Origin of the sequence: Paenibacillus sp. JJ-100 (assembly GCF_948329825.1) — a bacterium.
Lineage (GTDB): Bacteria > Bacillota > Bacilli > Paenibacillales > Paenibacillaceae > Paenibacillus.
This window is the reverse complement of the sequence record NZ_CAOJCM010000008.1, coordinates 82,233-101,108: the sequence shown is the minus strand read 5'-3', so window position 1 is coordinate 101,108 and position 18,876 is coordinate 82,233. Positions and strand designations below refer to the sequence as shown.

At 45.9% G+C, this 18,876-nt stretch carries 15 protein-coding genes and 1 tRNA gene; 14 read left to right on the top strand and 2 right to left on the bottom strand.

What is annotated here, in order from left to right; genetic code table 11:
- The first annotated feature begins 43 nt into the window (after window positions 1-43).
- From rapZ to PQG66_RS22275, 6 genes are all read left to right on the top strand, one after another.
- Window positions 44-943: an RNase adapter RapZ gene (gene rapZ / locus PQG66_RS22300; RefSeq protein WP_272040031.1), complete on the top strand. Its 900-nt coding sequence runs from the start codon at window positions 44-46 to the stop codon at window positions 941-943.
- Window positions 944-956: 13 nt separating this feature from the next.
- Complete coding sequence (locus tag PQG66_RS22295) at window positions 957-1,943, top strand: gluconeogenesis factor YvcK family protein (RefSeq protein ID WP_272040069.1); 987 nt, start codon at window positions 957-959, stop codon at window positions 1,941-1,943.
- A 6-nt stretch (window positions 1,944-1,949) separates the two neighbouring features.
- On the top strand, window positions 1,950-2,888 hold the full coding sequence (gene whiA / locus PQG66_RS22290; protein ID WP_272040030.1) for a DNA-binding protein WhiA: 939 nt from the start codon (window positions 1,950-1,952) through the stop codon (window positions 2,886-2,888).
- Window positions 2,889-3,039: 151 nt separating this feature from the next.
- Complete coding sequence (locus tag PQG66_RS22285) at window positions 3,040-3,309, top strand: HPr family phosphocarrier protein (protein ID WP_090924792.1); 270 nt, start codon at window positions 3,040-3,042, stop codon at window positions 3,307-3,309.
- Window positions 3,310-3,514: 205 nt separating this feature from the next.
- Window positions 3,515-4,273, top strand: coding sequence for an SIMPL domain-containing protein (locus tag PQG66_RS22280; RefSeq protein WP_272040029.1), 759 nt, complete (start codon window positions 3,515-3,517; stop codon window positions 4,271-4,273).
- A gap of 384 nt (window positions 4,274-4,657) precedes the next feature.
- On the top strand, window positions 4,658-5,755 hold the full coding sequence (locus PQG66_RS22275; protein WP_272040028.1) for a stalk domain-containing protein: 1,098 nt from the start codon (window positions 4,658-4,660) through the stop codon (window positions 5,753-5,755).
- A gap of 286 nt (window positions 5,756-6,041) precedes the next feature.
- Here PQG66_RS22275 and clpP read toward each other — a convergent pair whose 3' ends face one another.
- Window positions 6,042-6,638 (bottom strand): ATP-dependent Clp endopeptidase proteolytic subunit ClpP, encoded by a 597-nt coding sequence (gene clpP, locus PQG66_RS22270; RefSeq protein WP_272040027.1) that lies wholly within the window; start codon window positions 6,636-6,638, stop codon window positions 6,042-6,044.
- Window positions 6,639-6,816: 178 nt separating this feature from the next.
- A tRNA-Arg gene (locus tag PQG66_RS22265) sits at window positions 6,817-6,891 on the bottom strand.
- A gap of 497 nt (window positions 6,892-7,388) precedes the next feature.
- On the opposite strand from PQG66_RS22265, the gene PQG66_RS22260 reads away from it, so the two are divergent.
- The 8 genes from PQG66_RS22260 (at window position 7,389) to rnr (ending at window position 18,622) form a co-directional block, all read left to right on the top strand.
- Window positions 7,389-8,414: a sugar-binding transcriptional regulator gene (locus PQG66_RS22260; RefSeq protein WP_272040026.1), complete on the top strand. Its 1,026-nt coding sequence runs from the start codon at window positions 7,389-7,391 to the stop codon at window positions 8,412-8,414.
- 127 nt (window positions 8,415-8,541) lie between these two features.
- On the top strand, window positions 8,542-9,549 hold the full coding sequence (gap, locus tag PQG66_RS22255) for a type I glyceraldehyde-3-phosphate dehydrogenase (RefSeq protein ID WP_272040025.1): 1,008 nt from the start codon (window positions 8,542-8,544) through the stop codon (window positions 9,547-9,549).
- A gap of 149 nt (window positions 9,550-9,698) precedes the next feature.
- A complete protein-coding gene (locus PQG66_RS22250; RefSeq protein ID WP_272040024.1) occupies window positions 9,699-10,880 on the top strand; it encodes a phosphoglycerate kinase in 1,182 nt (393 codons plus the stop codon).
- 33 nt (window positions 10,881-10,913) lie between these two features.
- Window positions 10,914-11,666, top strand: a complete 753-nt coding sequence (tpiA, locus tag PQG66_RS22245) for a triose-phosphate isomerase (protein WP_272040023.1) — start codon at window positions 10,914-10,916, stop codon at window positions 11,664-11,666.
- Between the two features lies 1 nt (window position 11,667).
- A complete protein-coding gene (gpmI, locus tag PQG66_RS22240) occupies window positions 11,668-13,212 on the top strand; it encodes a 2,3-bisphosphoglycerate-independent phosphoglycerate mutase (protein WP_272040022.1) in 1,545 nt (514 codons plus the stop codon).
- A gap of 243 nt (window positions 13,213-13,455) precedes the next feature.
- A complete protein-coding gene (gene eno / locus PQG66_RS22235; protein WP_272040021.1) occupies window positions 13,456-14,742 on the top strand; it encodes a phosphopyruvate hydratase in 1,287 nt (428 codons plus the stop codon).
- A 240-nt stretch (window positions 14,743-14,982) separates the two neighbouring features.
- Window positions 14,983-15,216, top strand: coding sequence for a preprotein translocase subunit SecG (secG, locus tag PQG66_RS22230; RefSeq protein ID WP_111270229.1), 234 nt, complete (start codon window positions 14,983-14,985; stop codon window positions 15,214-15,216).
- Between the two features lie 619 nt (window positions 15,217-15,835).
- A complete protein-coding gene (gene rnr / locus PQG66_RS22225) occupies window positions 15,836-18,622 on the top strand; it encodes a ribonuclease R (protein WP_272040020.1) in 2,787 nt (928 codons plus the stop codon).
- The last annotated feature ends 254 nt before the right edge of the window (window positions 18,623-18,876 follow it).

Here is an 18,876-nt window from a genome sequence, read left to right as displayed (position 1 = left end):
CAAGATATTCCGACGACAACAAAATGATAAGGAGGGGACATTTATGCTTGAAGGTGAAGGCTTACCAGGCACAGGCGCCACGCTCATTATCATTACAGGTATGTCCGGAGCGGGTAAAACGATAGCTGTGCAGAGCCTGGAGGATCTGGGTTTTTTCTGTGTAGATAATTTACCGCCTGTTCTGATTCCCAAATTCGCAGAGTTGATCGAACAGTCGAATGGTAAGATTGGTAAGGTAGCGCTTGTCATCGATCTGCGAGGACGTGAATTTTTCACGGCATTGTCTGAGTCTTTGAACTATATTAAAGATCATTTTACCATTCATTGCGAAATTTTATTCCTGGATGCAACGGATTCCGTACTAGTTCAGCGTTATAAGGAGAGCAGACGTAGACATCCGCTGGCTCCGGAAGGCATGCCTCTTGATGGCATTAAGCTGGAGCGCAAAATGTTAGAAGAACTCAAAAATTCAGCAACACAGGTGCTGAATACCAGTACGATGAAGCCGGCGCAACTGAAGGAGCGCATTATCTCGCGTTTCTCTCACTTGGAGAGTCGCACGTTGTCGGTGAATATAACATCCTTCGGTTTCAAATATGGCATTCCGATTGATGCAGATCTTGTATTTGATGTGCGGTTCTTACCAAACCCGCATTATATTGACCATTTACGCCCGAACACAGGGCAAAATAGTGAAGTGTATGAATATGTGATGAAATGGCCTGAAACACAGTCGTTTCTGACCAAGCTACTGGATATGCTGCATTTTCTGATTCCGCAATATCGGAAGGAAGGCAAAAGCCAGGTTATTATTGGAATCGGTTGTACTGGAGGCAAGCATCGTTCGGTAGCAATATCGGAATATTTGGGCAAGATGCTCGGGAGCAGCGAGACTGAAGCTGTTACCGTAAGCCATCGTGATGCTGACCGGGACCGTCATTGAAGAGGGTGAAGGGATGAAAGAGGCCGGACCACGAAGAGAACGTCCGAGAATCGTTGTAATGGGAGGCGGAACCGGACTATCTGTGATGTTACGCGGTTTAAAAGAAAAGCCGATGGATATCACAGCCATCGTTACGGTTGCAGATGATGGTGGAAGTTCGGGTATCCTGCGCAGTGAGTTGCAAATGCCGCCTCCTGGCGACATTCGTAACGTGCTTACCGCACTAGCGGATGTTGAACCACTACTCTCTGACATGTTAAAATATCGATTTAATACAGGCGCGGGGCTTGCAGGCCACAGTCTGGGTAATTTGATATTGGCTGCAATGACCGATATATCAGGCGACTTTGTTACCGCTGTGCGGGAACTTAGCCGCGTGTTTGCCGTTAGAGGTAAAGTGCTTCCAGCAGCCGGTCAGGCTGTTGTGCTGCATGCTGAGATGGAGGATGGATCGGTTATTACCGGTGAATCCAAAATTCCAGAGGCAGGTGGACGTATTAAGCGTGTTTTCCTTGAACCGGACCACGTGGAGCCGTTGCCAGAAGCTGTGGAAGCCATACGTCAGGCCGACGCAATTCTAATTGGTCCAGGTAGCCTGTATACAAGCATCCTTCCCAATCTGCTAGTGCCCAAACTGGCAGAAGCTGTCGTCGAAGCAGATGCAGTCAAGATGTTTATCTGTAACGTCATGACACAACCAGGGGAAACTGATGACTATACGGTGAGCGATCACCTTAAAGCGGTACAGGAGCATATTGGTCACCAGCTCTTTGATTACGTGATCGTGAACAATGGTGATATACCGCTACAAGTGCAAAATAAATATGCAGAAAAAGGTGCAAAACCAGTTGTACTTGATATGAATGTGCTTAAAAGTTCAGGTTATCAGGTTGTTGCAGATACGTTGGTTTTGTTCAAAACTTATCTGCGCCATGATGCCGACAAGCTCAGTCATCATATTTACCAGCTGGTTCAAAATTGGATGTTACGGAAGAGGTGAAGTCCCATGTCATTTGCAGCACAGACCAAAAAAGAATTAACGATGATTGAGAGCGAAACGTGCTGCGAACAGGCGGAACTTTCAGCCCTTATCCGTATGCTTGGTGCGGTGCAGTTATCGAATAAAAAAGTCATATTGGATATTTCGACAGAGAATGCTGCAATTGCAAGGAGGGCATACTCCCTGCTGAAGAAGCATTTTCAAGTGCATACGGAATTGTTGGTTCGCAAAAAGATGCGGCTGAAAAAGAACAATGTATATATTGTTCGCGTTCCGTCTATGGTTCAAGAGATTCTAAAGAGTCTGAGCATCGTCTCCGAAGGTTTTTTGTTTACGCCGGGCATTAATGCAGAACTGCTGAAGAAGAACTGCTGCAAGCGAGCGTACCTACGCGGTGCATTTCTAGCAGGCGGATCAGTGAATAACCCGGAAGGTTCCTCGTATCATCTGGAGATTGCTTCAATGTATGAGGAGCATTGTCAGGCGCTCGTAGATCTAGCTAATGAGTTTCATCTTAACGCACGATGTATAGAAAGGAAAAAAGGATTCATCCTATACATTAAGGAAGGTGAGAAAATCATTGAGCTACTTAGCATTATTGGTGCTCACCAAGCCCTGTTCAAGTTTGAAGATGTACGAATTATGAGGGATATGCGCAACTCCGTGAATCGGATCGTGAATTGTGAGACAGCTAATCTGAACAAAACAATTGGAGCAGCAGTCAGACAAATTGACAATATCCGTTTGTTACAAAAGGAAGTCGGCTTGGAATCGCTTCCGGATAAGTTGCGTGAGGTCGCTGAGGTGCGGCTCGCCCATCCAGACATCAATCTGAAGGAAGTTGGCGAATTGCTGAAGGGTACAGTAAGTAAATCAGGTGTGAACCATCGTCTTCGGAAAATTGATGAATTGGCTGAGAAAGTTCGTGCAGAACGTTACAGCTAAAGGGCACATTAAGGGGAAATAGACAGCTGCTTCACCTAAGGAAGTATGCTTCGTTTTTTCTGCTAGTGTCCTGCACGGGTTAATGGTATAATGTTATATAAATATAATTGTGTATTTAATGTCTAGATTTCATAATAGGGGGTAAGTTTCTATGACAAAGCACCCGGTAGTTGTCCGTTTAAAAACGGGTCTCCATGCAAGACCTGCAGCACTTTTCGTTCAAGAAGCGAATAAATACTCATCTGAAGTATTTGTAGAGAAGGACGATAAAAAAGTAAACGCAAAAAGTATCATGGGAATCATGAGCCTTGCAATTAGCACAGGTACTGAAATTCATATCAGTGCAGAAGGCGCGGATGCGGATCAGGCTGTAAACGCTTTAGTTAGTCTGGTAAGCAAAGAAGAGTTAGAGAACCAATAAGCTTGAATAAGTTCAAATGAATGAATGCAGAAAAGCCCTGAAAGGGGCTTTTTTGTGTTTTGCTCAGGTAAACTTATATATAAAAATTTTTGTAAGCGCAATTATAATCTGTAGCACAGGTGCAACATTATGGAATTTGTCCCGTCTGTTAAAGTATCAAATCGCTTCAAGTTTGAGAACCTAACATATGAGGAGGTTGGACGTAATGGGTAAACAATGGTTAAAGCCTTTCGGTGCAGTACTGGTGGCAAGCTCTTTGCTAGCTGGAGGATCGGCCTGGGTTGCACCAGGGAACTATGCGTACGCTGCGGAAGTTCAAGGGGTACAGCAGAATGTGATTAACGTTGTAGGTAAGGGTGAGATTCAGGTTAAGCCGGATATCGCTTATCTCTCCATTGGTGTGAACAGTAAAGCAGAGACTGCAGCTTCAGCTCAAAAGGCAAATGCGGCCAAAATTCAAAAAGTCACAAATCTGCTGAAGAACACGTGGAAGATCAGTGCAGATGATATTCAAACTAGTCAATTCTATGTTCAGCCGAACTATACTTACAGCGAGAAAGATGGACAAAAAGTCAAAGGATACACAGCACATCATACATTGACGGTTACCTACCGAGATATGGACAAGATTGGTGATTTGCTGGACGCGGCATCACAGGAGGGTGCCAACACGATTGAAAATGTACGCTTTACGGTAGAGAATCCGGAGAAATATGAATCCGAAGTGATTGCCAAAGCAGTAGCTAATGCCGATGTAAAAGCAGGAGCGATTGCCAAAGCGGTGAAACGTGAGTTGGGCACTGTCCTTTCGGTAAGCCAACCAGATGCGAATGTACCTGTATTTTACGCGTCAGAGCAGACAGCTAAAGCTCAAGTTATGAGTGATTCCAAAGCAAGCACACAGATTGAAGCAGGACAGGTCAAAGTGAGCACTGTTCTCAATATCACGTATGAGATGAAATAAGTAACACACTACACTACATTACATTTTAAAATTAAACAAAAAGAATTAAAAAGAAAAAAGAATGATAAATGACAAAAGTGCTGTCCGTTCGATAGTACTTTTTTTGTTTTATACACCGTCTTTGAGGAAGCACAGGGATACGTAGTATTTAATACTTGTAGAATAAAGGAGTCAAAACATGTCGTTTTTGTATCATTGTTCGTGACAAAGCGTTCATCTTCTTATCATTCTATGACGCGAGTTTCATCAACATTGTAACTGGGGCTGTAAACCTTTCCGGTTATAGGTTAATTATAATAAGAGAGCAAAAGGTCTTTAACATCCATTCTGCCTACTGCCTACTGATGTAATGACCTAATGGCAATTTGGAGAGGAGTTATATACATGAAATCATGGAAAAAGTGGACAAGTGCATTGTTAGCAACAGGAGTGATTATAGGGGGCAGCACAGCATGGGTAGATCAGTCTGCTCAAGCTGCAGCGGTATCTTCTAAGGTAATGGCACCAATCGAGGTGACGTTAAAATCTGGTGGCAAAACATTAACTCAAAAAGGGTTACTCCATGGTGGATCAACTTGGGTATCCCTCACAGCGGTAAAAGATGTCGCAGGCGGTACACTGCAATATGATGCAAAAACGAAGTCATATACGGTAAAAGCCGCTAACAATGCTATGACGGTTACTGTGATAGATGGCCAGACGAGCGTTTATATTAACGGTTATTATCCTCAGGTGGAGGCCAAACTGATTCAAGGCCGTCTATACATTCCATTCTCTGCGATGAGAGATTATTTGGGTGTACAGGGCGATTGGGAGGCCAAGACGAAAACATTGACCCTGAGTAAGGTGAAGCAAAATAAGTTACAGGTGAAATCAACTAAAAACAACGTTACTGTTAAACATGCTGAAGTGAATATTCAATACCCGCAAGTGAGCGGACTCGCCAATAAAGAAGCGGAAGCAGCAATTAACAAAGTGCTCAAAGAAGAAGTGGATACCGCTTTCGCAGCCTTCAAAAAACAAACGGCTGAATTCGGTGGCGCTACAGCAAGCGTTCCTTATGGATTCGAGACCTCCTATGTAGTGACTTACAATGAACAAGGTGTTCTTGGACTCATTACTCAACGTTACGAGAACTATGCGGGGGCGCACGGCATGACGTATCGTACAGGCCACACGTTTGACCTCAACACAGGCAAAGAGTTAACACTCGATGATGTGCTGCAAAACAGTAAATCCATGCGGGAGACGATCGGCAAAAAGGTAAGAGAGCGACTGAAATCGAACTCAGGATATTTGAACGGTTACAAAGGTCTGAACAAAGATCAGGATTACTATGTGACCCCTTCAGGTGTAGTGGTGTTCTTCCAGTTGTATGAGTACACATCGTATGCTGAAGGCTTCCCTGAATTCAAATTCGCGTACAAGGATATTTTACCTAAAGGTAGCGCACCATTCAGCAATCTACTTTCAGACAAGTAAGTTTGTTGGGCCGAAGAATAATGAACGATCAATAGCAGGAGAGCACTAAGAGCAAAGGTCACAGGGGACAAAAGGGACACAAACAGCACTGATACCTCTTCCTCGTGAAAAAGTAAACAAGAAGCCCGCGTCAACGTATCATGACGGGGCTTCTTGCTGGTTCAGGCAATACACCCCACTATCGGGTGGTGATATTGCCTGTTTACACAAATATAGCGCAGGACGGGCTCACCTATAGGAGGTGACACTCGCCCTGCGCTATTCTTGCTAGCTTCCCAGGTTAGAGTTAGATACCTTGGGAACCTACCTTTTGAATCACTTTATCGATGATACCGTAATCAGCTGCTTCAGCAGCACTCATGAAGTAATCACGATCTGTATCTTTTTCGATGCGCTCCAGTGGTTGACCTGTGCGTTCGGAGATGATGCGATTGAGCGTATCACGCATTTTCAGAATACGGCGTGCGCGAATCTCGATATCAGATGCTTGACCTTGTGCACCACCCAGTGGCTGGTGAATCATGATCTCACTGTTCGGCAACGCAAAACGTTTACCTTTTGCACCGGCATTCAACAGGAATGCACCCATCGAAGCTGCCATACCTACACAGATCGTAGATACATCCGGTTTGATGAATTGCATGGTATCGTAGATGGCCATACCTGCGGTAATCGATCCGCCCGGACTGTTGATGTATAAGTGAATGTCTTTCTCCGGATCTTCGGCTGCCAGGAACAACATCTGTGCCATAATGGCATTCGCCACAACGTCATTCACGTCGCTGCCAAGAAAAATGATACGATCCTTCAGCAATCTGGAATAAATATCATAGGCACGCTCACCCCGGTTGCTCTGTTCAACGACCATTGGAATATAACTCACGTGAAAAACCTCCTCGGAAATGTGAATATTAAATTGGTGTTTATTTTTACTGTTACCGTATTAACCACATCATAAACAATCTCAAACAAAAAGTCAAAGAAAGTCAAACTAACTTTGAAAAAAAAGAAACCTTTCCGGTTTCGTTGGTTAAATGCTTAATGAGCTGTTGAAAAATAGATGGCGCGCCCGCCAAGAATCGAACTTGGATCTCAGGCTTCGGAGGCCTACGTCATATCCATTGGACCACGGGCGCAAAATAATGTGACAGCATTAATGATTATATCCTATGGATTAGTGAATTGCAAGAAGTTGCTTTGGATGAAAAAACGGATATTTTCTTAGTTGAATAGTTTGAGGTGAGTTGGCTGCAAAGGATGATTGGAGTTATTCCGTAGACGGTTTGAATTAATCGGGAAATGATCATGCTAAAGAAGAATAATGCTTGCATTTAGGTGCATGCTATTAACTGTTTTGGACAAGCCTTGTAAAAGGGTTCATACAGCAAGATATAGATACGAATGATCGTGTTCCTTCTATATAAGGTATATAAGTTACTGTTCATGATCTAAGTGCTCAGGTTGTGAAAAAAGGCGCGTACAAATGTCCTCTAGAATGGGCGAAATAAGCATTTGAAACACTTGCATATCGCATTAATTTTAGGTAGAATAAACGTGGGACTTAAAAAGTTTACCCGGGACATTTTAGGGCCATGTAAAAGCTTGGAGCGAGAAGCTTGCGGGAGTGGAAAGCATGCGAACGATTTTAGAAGTGCAAAAGCAGCTTCTGCCCGATCTCATGGATGTGTTGAAAAAACGGTATACGATTCTGCACCAAATCATGTTATCGGATGTGATTGGGCGGAGAACGTTAGCGAATTCCTTAGAGATGACCGAGCGGGTTCTGAGAGCTGAGACGGATCTGTTAAAGGCTCAGGGACTTATTGAAATCGACAGTGCTGGCATGAAGATCAGCGAAGCGGGTTACAATCTGCTGCAGCAGTTAGAACCTGTCGCGAAAGAGCTGTTTGGATTATCGGAGCTGGAGGAACGAATCAAGGAAGTCTACGGTCTGCAAAAGGTAGTTGTAGTTCCCGGCGATTCAGATATATCTCCTTTTGCTAAGAGGGAACTTGGAAGGGCCGGAGCGAAAGCTCTTGGCAGTATCATTCATGACAACGACGTTGTCGCCGTTACAGGTGGATCAACAACGGCCGAAGTCGCAGAACAACTCACAGCACCGACGGCGCTGAAGGGCGTCTGGTTTGTACCAGCACGAGGTGGCTTAGGAGAAAGCCTGGAGATTCAGGCCAATACAATTGCATCCACTATGGCAAAGCGGGCAGGAGCCCAATACAAACTCTTGCATGTACCGGATTTGCTCAGTGACCATGCCTATGAGTCGCTAATCCAGGACCCGGGTGTTCAGGAGATTCTACAACTCATCAGGCAATCACGCATCGTCATACATGGTATTGGTGATGCTGTGGAGATGGCGAAGAGACGTAAGCTTGCACCGGAGATCATCGACGAACTTCAGGAGCAGGGGGCGGTATCGGAGTCCTTCGGGTATTACTTTAATGGTCAGGGTGAGGTGGTACATACCATGCTTACACTGGGGATGCGACTACAGGATATTGAACGAACGGACGTTGTTATAGGTATTGCGGGCGGCAAAAGCAAGGCGGCTGCCATTCATTCCGTACTTCGTTTCGGGCAGGAAGATATTCTGATTATCGATGAGGCTGCGGCCGAAGTCATCGTTGCGGAGATGGGATGATTCCTATTTTCAGAGCTGAAACAGTTTGTTTTTCACATAACTCTTGTTGTCTTGACGGACTTCACCGTCTGTCTTGAATATATAGTTTCAACAAAAAAATAAATCAAAACTTGGGAGGAACTTACTCATGATTAAAGTAGGTATTAACGGTTTTGGACGTATTGGTCGTTTGGCATTCCGCCGTATTCAAAATGTAGAGGGCATTGAAGTTGTAGCAATCAACGACTTGACTGACGCTAAAATGCTGGCTCATTTGCTCAAATATGATACAACTCAAGGCCGCTTCGATGGCGATGTTGAAGTACACGACGGCTTCTTCAAAGTGAACGGCAAAGAAGTTAAAGTTATGGCTAACCGTAACCCTGAAGAACTTCCTTGGGGAGATCTCGGTGTAGATATCGTTCTGGAATGTACTGGTTTCTTCACAACTAAAGAAGCTGCTGAGAAACACTTGAAAGGTGGAGCTAAGAAAGTAGTTATCTCCGCACCAGCAACTGGCGATATGAAAACTATCGTTTACAACGTAAACCATGACATCCTTGATGGTACTGAAACTGTAATCTCCGGCGCATCTTGCACAACAAACTGCTTGGCTCCTATGGCAAAAACGTTGCAAGACAAATTCGGAATTGTTCAAGGTTTGATGACTACAATTCACGCTTACACTGGCGACCAAAACACGTTGGATGCTCCACACCCTAAAGGTGACTTCCGTCGTGCTCGTGCAGCAGCTGAAAACATCATTCCTAACACAACTGGTGCTGCTAAAGCAATCGGTCTGGTTATCCCTGAACTGCAAGGTAAATTGGATGGTGCAGCTCAACGCGTACCAACACCAACAGGTTCCCTGACTGAGCTGGTTACTGTTCTGGGTAAAAAAGTAACAGCTGAAGAAGTTAACGCAGCAATGAAAGAAGCTTCTGATTCACAATCTTTCGGATACACAGAAGACGAAATCGTATCTTCCGACATCGTGGGTATCACTTACGGTTCCCTGTTCGATGCAACTCAAACTAAAGTTCTGACAGTGGGCGACCAACAATTGGTTAAAACTGTAGCTTGGTATGACAACGAAATGTCCTACACAGCTCAATTGGTTCGTACACTGGAGCACTTTGCAAAAATGATCAAGTAATATCTGTAATATCATAGAGCGGAAACAGATTGTTATTGTTTCCGCTCTTTATATATGGAACTTTTGCAAATTTCTCATGAACACCAGAACAGACAAGGGACTCAACCCTTGAAAGGTTCACCAAATACATGGGTGCGGAGGAAATACAGATGAATAAAAAAAGTGTACGTGATATCGAATTGAATGGAAAACGGGTATTTGTCCGTGTAGATTTTAATGTGCCGCTCGAAGATGGTAAAATTACAGATGACAAGCGTATTCGTGCAACACTGCCAACGATCAACTTCCTGATCGAAAAAGGAGCTAAAGTGATCTTGGCGAGCCACATGGGTCGTCCTAAAGGTGAAGTCGTAGAATCCATGCGTCTGACGCCTGCTGCTGAGCGTTTGTCTGAACTGCTTGGTAAAAAAGTGGTTAAAGCTGATGATTCTGTTGGCGAAACGGTTAAAGCTCAAATCGCTGAACTGAACAACGGTGACGTATTGTTGCTTGAGAACGTTCGTTTCCACGCTGGCGAAGAGAAAAACGATCCAGAACTCGCAAAACAATTTGCTGAGCTGGCTGACGTTTTCGTTAACGACGCTTTTGGTGCGGCGCACAGAGCGCATGCTTCAACAGAAGGAATCGCACACTTGCTTCCAGCAGTATCCGGTCTGTTGATGGAGAAAGAGCTTGATGTATTGGGTAAAGCAATCTCCAATCCTGAGCGTCCTTTCACAGCAATCATCGGTGGTTCCAAAGTAAAAGACAAAATCGATGTGATCGACAACCTGCTGAACATTGCAGACAACGTAATCATCGGTGGAGGTCTGTCCTACACGTTCATGAAAGCTCAAGGTCACGAAGTAGGTAAATCCCTGCTGGATGAGTCCAAATTGGACGTAGCACTTGGCTTTATCGAAAAAGCAAAAAAACTGGGCAAAAACTTCTACCTGCCAGTGGATATCGTAATCTCTGACGACTTTAGTGCGAATGCAAACACAAAAATCGTTGAAGTTGGCGACATTCCTGCTGAATGGGAAGGTATCGACATCGGTCCAAAAACACGTGAGATCTATGCTGACGTTGTTAAAAACTCCAAGCTGGTTGTATGGAACGGACCTATGGGCGTATTCGAAATCGAGCCATTCTCCCACGGTACGCGTGCAGTAGCTGAAGCTTGCGCTACAACATCTGCATATACCGTAATTGGCGGAGGCGATTCTGCGGCTGCAGCTGAGAAATTCAAATTGGCTGACAAAATGGACCACATCTCCACAGGTGGCGGTGCATCACTCGAGTTCATGGAAGGCAAAGTGCTTCCAGGCGTAGTTGCATTGAACGACAAGTAAGCTTTAAGCTATAGCATGAAGGAGTTGAAACCAATGAGAACACCAATTATTGCGGGTAACTGGAAAATGTTCAAAACGGTTTCCGAATCCAATGACTTCATTCAAGAAGTTAAAGGAAAAGCGGAAGTCGACGGCGTAGAAACGGTAATCTGCGCACCTTTCACAAACTTGCCATCCCTGGTAGAAGCTGTGAAAGGCACTAGCATCAAAATCGGTGCACAAAATCTTCACTTCGAAGACAATGGTGCATTCACTGGTGAAATCAGCGGAATCATGTTGAAGGAACTGGGTGTAGATTATGTAATTATCGGTCACTCCGAGCGCCGTCAATATTTTGCGGAAACAGATGAGACCGTGAATAAAAAGTTGCATGCAGCATTCCGTCATGGATTGACTCCAATCTTCTGTCTTGGTGAAACGCTGGAAGAGCGTGAAGCGAACCAAACAAAAGACGTATGCAAAGTGCAAACGGAAGCAGCTTTGGCAGGTTTGACTGCTGAGCAAGCAGCACAAGTGGTTATCGCTTATGAGCCAATCTGGGCGATTGGTACAGGCAAATCCTCTACATCCCAAGATGCGAATGAAGTTATTGCTTACATCCGTACATTGGTGAAGGATCTGTACAACGAGCAGGTTGCGAATGCAGTTCGTATTCAATACGGCGGTAGCGTGAAACCAGAAAACGTAACAGAATACCTCGGACAAAGCGACATCGACGGCGCACTTGTTGGCGGTGCCAGCTTGCAGCCAGCTTCGTTTATCGCGCTTGTTGAGGGGGCGAAGTAAGATGACAGCTCCAAAACCTGTAGCTCTGATCATCATGGATGGCTTCGGTCTGCGTAATACGGTGGAAGGCAACGCAGTTGCGCAAGCCAAGAAACCGAACTATGACCGCTTTATGAGCCAGTTCCCACATACAACCTTGACCGCATGCGGTGAGGCTGTAGGTTTGCCGGAAGGCCAAATGGGAAATTCCGAGGTAGGTCACCTGAATATTGGTGCCGGCCGGATCGTTTATCAGGATTTGACCCGTATCTCCAAGTCTATTCGTGACGGTGAGTTCTACGACAATGAGACACTTGTCAAAGCCGTGCGCGAAGCGAAAGAGAACGGTAAAAAACTGCATCTGTATGGCTTGTTGTCCGATGGTGGCGTACATAGTCACATCGAGCACCTGTTCGCTATGCTGGATCTAGCCAAAAAAGAAAACATGAGCGAAGTGTATGTTCATGCTTTCCTTGATGGCCGTGATGTAATGCCAGATAGCGGTAAAGACTTCATGCAGAAGTTGATTGCTAAGATCGATGAAGTCGGTGTAGGTAAAATCGCAACGGTTCAAGGCCGCTATTACGCTATGGACCGTGATAAACGCTGGGAGCGAGTGGAGAAATCCTACCGCGCTATCGTTTATGGTGATGGACCGAAGTACACTGACCCACTCCAAGCGGTTCAAGAATCGTATGAGAAATCCGTGTTTGACGAGTTCGTTGAACCAACGGTGATCGTTCAAGCGAATGGTGAGCCGGTAGGTCTGGTAGAGAGCGGCGATTCCGTTGTCTTCCTTAACTTCCGTCCTGACCGCGCAATTCAGTTGTCGCAAGTATTCACGAACTCCGATTTCCGCGGTTTCGATCGTGGACCGAAGTTCCCTGTGGGCTTGCACTTTGTCTGCCTGACACTATTCAGCGAGACTGTTGAAGGTTACGTGGCTTATGAGCCGAAGAATCTCGACAATACGCTGGGTGAAGTGCTGGTTCAGAACAATAAAAAACAACTGCGTATTGCAGAAACTGAGAAATACCCGCACGTAACTTTCTTCTTCAGCGGCGGCCGTGATGTAGAGCTTCCAGGCGAGACTCGCGTGCTGATCAACTCACCTAAGGTTGCAACCTATGACCTGCAACCAGAGATGAGCGCTTATGAAGTTGCAGATGCAGCAGTCCGCGAGATTGAAGCGGATAAACACGATGCGATTATCCTGAACTTTGCTAACCCTGACATGGTTGGACACTCCGGTATGCTGGAGCCAACGATCAAAGCGGTTGAAGTGACGGATGAGTGCATGGGTCGCGTTGTAGACGCGGTACTTGCCAAAGGCGGCGTGGTGCTGATCACAGCGGATCACGGTAATGCGGATATGGTGTTTGATGAGCAAGGACGTCCGTTCACAGCTCATACAACAAACCCTGTTCCATTTATCGTTACAGATCCGAATGTTACACTGCGTGAAGGTGGAATTTTGGCCGATATCGCGCCAACGATTCTTGACCTGATGCAGCTACCTAAACCGGAAGAAATGACAGGTACATCCGTTATTGCTTCCCGTAAATAAGCTGCACAGCCACTATATATGAAATTGGGAAGTTTGGCGTTTACCCCTGAACGAAGGTAGCAGAAATGGTCTGGAGAAGCGGTAGCGTTCGCCTTTATCACATGATTCCAACTTATGAGAATAAGTTCAAAGGAATCAGGGGATAACAGCGATCGAAAGACGATTCTGCTGACGTAGTGGATAAGGGGAAACACAAGGTGTCCCGATCTTAAATAAACTTAAAATTAAAGGAGACTATTACTCATGACTATTATTACTGACGTGTATGCACGCGAGGTCCTCGATTCCCGTGGTAACCCTACAGTTGAAGTTGAAGTATATTTGGAGTCCGGCGCACTTGGACGCGCAATCGTTCCATCTGGCGCATCTACTGGTGCCCACGAAGCTGTTGAGCTTCGCGATGGTGACAAATCCCGTTACCTCGGTAAAGGTATACTGCAAGCTGTTAAAAACGTAAATGAAATCATTGCTCCAGAAGTGATCGGTATGGACGCTACGGATCAACTGGGCATCGATAAAATGATGATCGCTTTGGATGGTACGCCAAACAAAGGTAAATTGGGTGCGAACGCAATTCTGGCTGTATCCATGGCTGTAGCTCGCGCAGCTGCTGACGCTTTGGAAATTCCACTGTACGTTTACCTGGGCGGATTCAACGCGAAAACTCTGCCAGTTCCAATGATGAACATCATCAACGGTGGTGAGCACGCTGACAACAACATCGACGTACAAGAGTTCATGGTTCTGCCAGTGGGCGCACCAACATTCAAAGAAGCTCTTCGCGTTGGCGCAGAGATCTTCCACAACCTGAAATCCGTACTGAGCTCCAAAGGCTTGAACACGGCTGTAGGTGACGAAGGTGGTTTCGCACCAAACCTGAGTTCCAATGAAGAAGCAATCACTACAATCATCGAAGCAATTGAAAAAGCAGGTTACAAACCAGGCGTTGACGTATTCCTGGGTATGGACGTTGCTTCCACTGAGTTCTACAAAGATGGTAAATATACACTGGCTGGCGAAGGTAAATCTTACACTTCCGCTGAGTATGTTGACCTGTTGGCTTCATGGGTTGAGAAGTACCCAATCATCACAATCGAAGACGGTATGTCCGAAGACGACTGGGAAGGTTGGAAATTGCTCACTGAAAAATTGGGCGACAAAGTACAACTCGTTGGTGATGACTTGTTCGTAACGAACACAGAGCGTCTGTCCCAAGGTATCGAAAAAGGTATCGGTAACTCCATCCTGATCAAAGTGAACCAAATCGGTACACTCACTGAAACATTCGATGCAATCGAAATGGCTAAACGTGCAGGATACACAGCTGTTATCTCCCACCGTTCCGGTGAGTCCGAAGATAGCACAATCGCTGATATCGCGGTTGCTACAAACGCTGGACAAATCAAAACAGGTGCACCTTCCCGTACAGACCGTATCGCGAAGTACAACCAATTGCTCCGCATCGAGGATCAACTGGATACACGTGCTCAGTACGTTGGTCTTAAAGGATTCTACAACCTTAAAAAATAAGCTGTGTACACAGCTTTGCAGGCAAGCTGGGTAACCGGCTTGTCTTTTTTTTAATAGCTTAAAGTAAATTTATATGGACATCAGGCATCTGTGGTATCGTGAATAATCTCAGTTTCCTTTGGTTGATTAAGGAAAATAGCGTGTAGTATAATACTTGTATCCATTCCATGGCTATGCTACAATTAAAGTAACTGTTTTTATGGTGAGATGCTATGCCCACATGGGTAGGAGGTGGATAGAATGGATATTGCTTTGAAATTGCTGCTTGTTGTCTTCTCGATCGGTCTAATCACTGTAGTATTGCTGCAGCACGGGAAAAGCGCTGGTTTGGCGGGTGCCATCTCCGGTGGTGCGGAACATCTTTTCGGTAAAACGAAAGCGCGTGGATTGGATCTTTTTCTGCAACGTGCAACGGTTGTACTGGGTGCAGGATTTATGATTTTGGCTATTATTGTTACGGTGGTCTCCAAGTAACTCTGGATTTCAACGACCAAATAGCTGAAGCTAATGGCTTAACGGACAAACCTTCGTTTCGTGCAGAAACGAAGGTTTTTTAATAAGTATAGATGCATCCAAAGAATTCCAATGTTGTGTTACTGACTGTAGATATTGCTTCTTCAATTCTTTGTTTCCAATGTGCTAATCCTCTTTTTCTTATTTTCTTCTGTCCGACCCCTTTCCTGTGCGACTATGCACCTCGATGCAATGAGGTAGAACGTAGTAAAATCCTTGCAAGCACTCTATATCCTGTTGCAATCCTTCAATTGATTTGATCTGTGGTTCCGCCTCTGATTTATTCATATGTCGAGCTGATCCAGATATCAGCATTCGTTCCGTTGCATAAAATGTTTTTAAAAAGAGCAAAGTGTAACGTGCGTCATTAGGGATGAAAAACAGGCTCTGACGGTTTTTTGGGAGGGTACGGATGGGCTGGATTGAATTCGTGTATACTAGGGTATGAGATAGTAAGGCTGCCGGGATAGACCTCAACAACTGATTATGCAGGACAGAACCTGTATGATTTGCGCACGAATTCCGATACATAAAGAGAAGAGACCTAATTAAACTCTTACGTTTCCCGAGGTGAAAACTAATGATAACCGAACAACAATTGCTTGAATTCATGCGGGAGACCGCTTATAAACCGATGACTTATCAGGAACTGGAACAGCACTTCCAGATTGAAGATGCTGCTGATTTCAGAGCCTTTTTGATTATGCTCAATACACTGGAGGAATCCGGTCAGATTTTGCTAACAAGTAACAATCGCTATGGTATGCCGGAACGAATGAATCTGGTACGCGGGCGCCTGCAGGCGCATGCGAAGGGATTTGCCTTTTTAATTCCTGAAGATCGAGATCACCCGGACGTTTACATCCATGCGAATGATATGAAAAGCGCAATGAATGGCGACATCGTACTCGTTAAAGTCACCTCCCAAGGCCCGTCTGGCGGACGTCTGGAGGGGGAGATTGTACGAATTGTGACGCGTGCGATCACACAAGTGGTGGGTGTTTTTCAGAGCCACGAAGTGTACGGATTTGTAATTCCGGATGATAAACGGATTAATCGTGATATTTTCATCCCGCGTACGAATTTTGCTGGTGCAGTGGATGGACAGAAAGTCGTTGCCAAGATTGTCAGCTATCCGGAAGGCCGTGCAGCGGCTGAGGGAGAGATTATTGAGATTCTGGGTCACAAAGATGAACCGGGCATTGATATTTTATCGGTGATTCGCAAGCATCAGTTGCCTGAAGCTTTCCCGGATGAAGTGATGGAAGAAGCCGATCAGGCGCCGGACTCCATTACGGAAGAAGAGATTATCGATCAGGGACGCCGTGATTTGCGTGGTCTTAACATCGTTACGATTGATGGTGAGGATGCGAAAGACCTGGATGATGCGGTGAACGTGGAAAAACTGCCAAACGGTAACTACCGTCTAGGTGTTCATATCGCCGATGTAGGGTATTACGTGCGTGAGAACTCGAAGCTGGATCAGGAAGCATACAACCGTGGATGCAGTGTGTATCTGGTGGATCGGGTTATTCCGATGTTACCGCAGCGTTTGTCCAACGGTATATGTAGCTTGAATCCGCAGGTGGATCGTCTGACATTGTCCTGTGAGATGGAGTTTAATGACCAGATGAAAGTCGTGAAGCACGATATTTTCACAAGTGTCATTAGAACGAAAGAGCGTATGACGTATTCTAACGTACGTAAAATCCTTGAAGGCGAAGAGCCGGAGCTGCTTGAGCGTTACAAAGATCTCGTGGATGACTTCCACTTGATGAAGGAGATTGCTTTGAAGCTGCGTGCAATGCGGATGCGCCGCGGAGCTGTTGACTTTGATTTTGAAGAATCCAAAATCATTGTGGATGAGAACTGCAAACCGATCGATATCGTCAAACGTGAGCGCTCGATTGCGGAGCAAATTATTGAGGAGTTCATGTTGGCTGCGAATGAGACCGTTGCTGAGCATTTCCACTGGCTCAAAGTACCGTTCATCTATCGTGTGCACGAAGATCCGGATCAGGAAAAACTGCAAAATTTTCTCGCCTTCGCGGCGAATTTCGGACACCACGTCAAAGGACGCGGCAATTCCGTTCATCCACGAGCGCTTCAATCACTCTTGGAGGATATTAACGGTACCAAGGAACAAACGGTCATCAGCACGATGATGCTGCGTTCCATGAAACAGGCGAAGTATGATTCCGAAATGTCCGGCCACTTTGGTTTGGCGGCAGAGTTCTACAGTCACTTTACATCACCGATCCGTCGTTATCCCGATCTGGTTATTCACCGGGTTATTCGGGAAGTGATTGAGAACAAAGGAGCATTACCGGAGAATCGTCAGGAGTATCTGGCAAGCCGGATGGCCGATATCGCACAGCAGTCTTCAGAACGTGAGCGTGTGGCGGTGGAAGCAGAGCGTGATACGGAGAAAATGAAAAAAGCCGAGTACATGCTCGACAAGGTGGGCGAAGAGTTCGAAGGTATTATCAGCAGCGTGACCAGCTTTGGTATGTTTATTGAGCTGGAGAACACGGTGGAAGGGCTGATTCGTCTCAGCGCTTTGACCGATGACTACTACCATTTTGATGATCAGCACATGGCGTTGATTGGTGAGCGCACCTCGAAGGTGTTCCGCATCGGTGACGAAGTGAAGATTCGCGTAGCACGTGTGAGTATGGAAGAGTATACGATTGATTTTGAGATGGTCGATATGAAACCTCGCAGAGAACGTGATGGTGGATTCGACCGTGGTGGACGCGGTGGTAAAGGCGGTCGTCCTGGAAGCGGCGGCGGACGAGGCGGAGCCAAAGGTGGTTTTGGTGGTGGCCGTGGCGGCAAAGGCGGTGCTAGTGCTGGTGGCGGCAAGCGTGAGCGTGGTGGCCGATCGGCAGAAGAGAGCGGCAGAGATCGTGGGGGACGCGGTGGAGCAGCAAGTGCAGGTGCAGGATCTTCCACTTCCAGCGGATATGCGGGTAAGGGCAGTGGCAGACCGAAAGGCGAGCATCGTGCAAGTGATGCGGGCGCTGGCAATTCAAACAGCCGCGGTAAAGGTGCGGTAAGCTTTAGTTTTGGCTCAGGTAAGGGCGGATATAGCTCCGCACCAGATAGTAGTTCCGCGGGTGGCCAAGGAAGTGGCCTTAGCGGCAGCCGAGGAGAAGGAAGCTTCAAGTCCGGTAAAGGCAGCAGTGGTAAAGGTGGCAAAGGCGGAGGTAAGCGTAAGAATACGTCGCCGAGCGGTATTTTTATCGGGGAAAATGCTACACCAGGCGGAGTGCAGGAAAGCGGAGCCCCACGTCGCAAACGTAAGAAAAACAAAGGTGGCTCTGGCAATGGAACGGCGGCTTTTGTCCGGAAGAAAAAGAAGTAAACGAAAAGTTATTAAAAAGCATTTGAAAAGTACTCAGAAAGTACTTGGAAATGTAGCAATATCCGTTACCTTGGAAGCTGGTATAGATATGGTTTCAAAGGGAACGAATCAGGTGTAATGAGAAGGGGCGGCAGAGACCGCCTCTTTCTTGATTTTAACAGCCGTCCTTGCTACAATTAAGGTCTGGCACAGGTGTTTTGGTGCGACATGGATGCTATGTTATTACAGCATAGTACGGTTGATTTTACGAAGAA